The organism is Methylobacterium sp. CCH5-D2, from assembly GCF_001556475.1.
GTDB lineage: Bacteria > Pseudomonadota > Alphaproteobacteria > Rhizobiales > Beijerinckiaceae > Methylobacterium > Methylobacterium hispanicum.
On sequence record NZ_LSIX01001083.1, the window covers coordinates 1 to 1,212 of the forward strand.

Genomic DNA, 1,212 nt, shown 5'->3' on the forward strand with positions numbered 1-1,212 from the left:
TTCCGGGCCCTTCGGGCCTGCACGCCTGGAGCGTCAGCGGAAGGTGATCCGGGACCCAGCCGACGATGTGCCGCGACGCGGCGCGATCTTCGGGCAGTGCAGCCGGTTTCGGACGCTTCGCGTCTCGGTGCGCTGGATCCCGGGTCACATTCCGCTCTCGCTCCATGTGCCCGGGAAAGGGGCAGGGGATCCGGCTTCCCTCCGCCCCCGAAACCGCACTAGAAGACCCCGAGTATCCGGGCAGACCCCGAACCTTTCGCGAAACGTACCAAACCATGCGCAGCGCCAGCATCAGCCGGAAGACGGCGGAGACCGACGTCAGCGTCTCGATCGGCCTCGACGGGACCGGTCAGGCGCGGGTCGCCACCGGCATCGGCTTCCTCGACCACATGCTGGAGCTGTTCGCCCGCCACGGCCTGTTCGACCTCGAGGTCAAGGTGGACGGCGACCTGCACGTCGACCAGCACCACTCGGCTGAGGATTGCGGCATCGCGCTCGGCCAAGCCTTCGCGAAGGCGCTCGGCGACAAGCGCGGCATCGCGCGCTACGCCGACGTGCACCTGCCGATGGACGAGACGCTCTCGCGCGTCTGCATCGACATCTCGGGCCGGCCGTTCCTGGTCTTCCGCACGGCCTTCCGCGTCGAGAAGATCGGGCAGTTCGACACGGAACTCGTGCGCGAGTGGTTCCAGGCCTTCGCGATGAATGCCGGGATCACGCTGCACGTCGAGACGTTCTACGGCGACAACGCCCACCACATCGCCGAGAGCTGCTTCAAGGGTCTGGCCCGCGCCCTGCGCAAGGCCGTGGCGCTCGACCCGCGCGAGGAGGGCCGCGTGCCCTCGACCAAGGGTTCGCTCTGAGGGGACGCCCATGCGGATGCGCAGCTACACCCTGCACCTGCCCCCCGAGGCGCGGCCCGGCGAGGCCTACGGGCTCGACCGGGCGGTGATCGTGCCGGACGGGTTCTCCTGGGCCGCCTTCGCCTTCTCGGTGGTGTGGTTCCTGTTCCACCGCCTCTGGATCGCCGCCCTCCTGGTGGCGGCCGGCCTCGCCCTGGTGGCGGCCGGCGGCTACGCGCTCGGCCTGTCGCGGCCCGCCGCCACCCTGGTCAGCCTGCTCGTCGGCGTGCTGATCGGGCTCGAGGCCTCCTCGCTCCGTCGCTGGACGCTCACCCGGCGCGGCTGGCCGGTGCGCGACGCGGTGCTGGCA

Annotated in this window: 2 protein-coding genes; both read left to right on the forward strand. The window is 70.6% G+C overall.

Features of this window, described 5'->3' with window-relative positions; all coding sequences use genetic code 11:
- Positions 1 to 275: 275 nt before the first annotated feature.
- Entirely contained in the window at positions 276 to 863 is a 588-nt protein-coding gene (gene hisB / locus AX737_RS29175; RefSeq protein WP_066927469.1) for an imidazoleglycerol-phosphate dehydratase HisB, read from the forward strand.
- 10 nt (positions 864 to 873) lie between these two features.
- Positions 874 to 1,212: DUF2628 domain-containing protein (locus AX737_RS29180; RefSeq protein WP_066927471.1), on the forward strand; the 339-nt coding region annotated here is incomplete at its 3' end.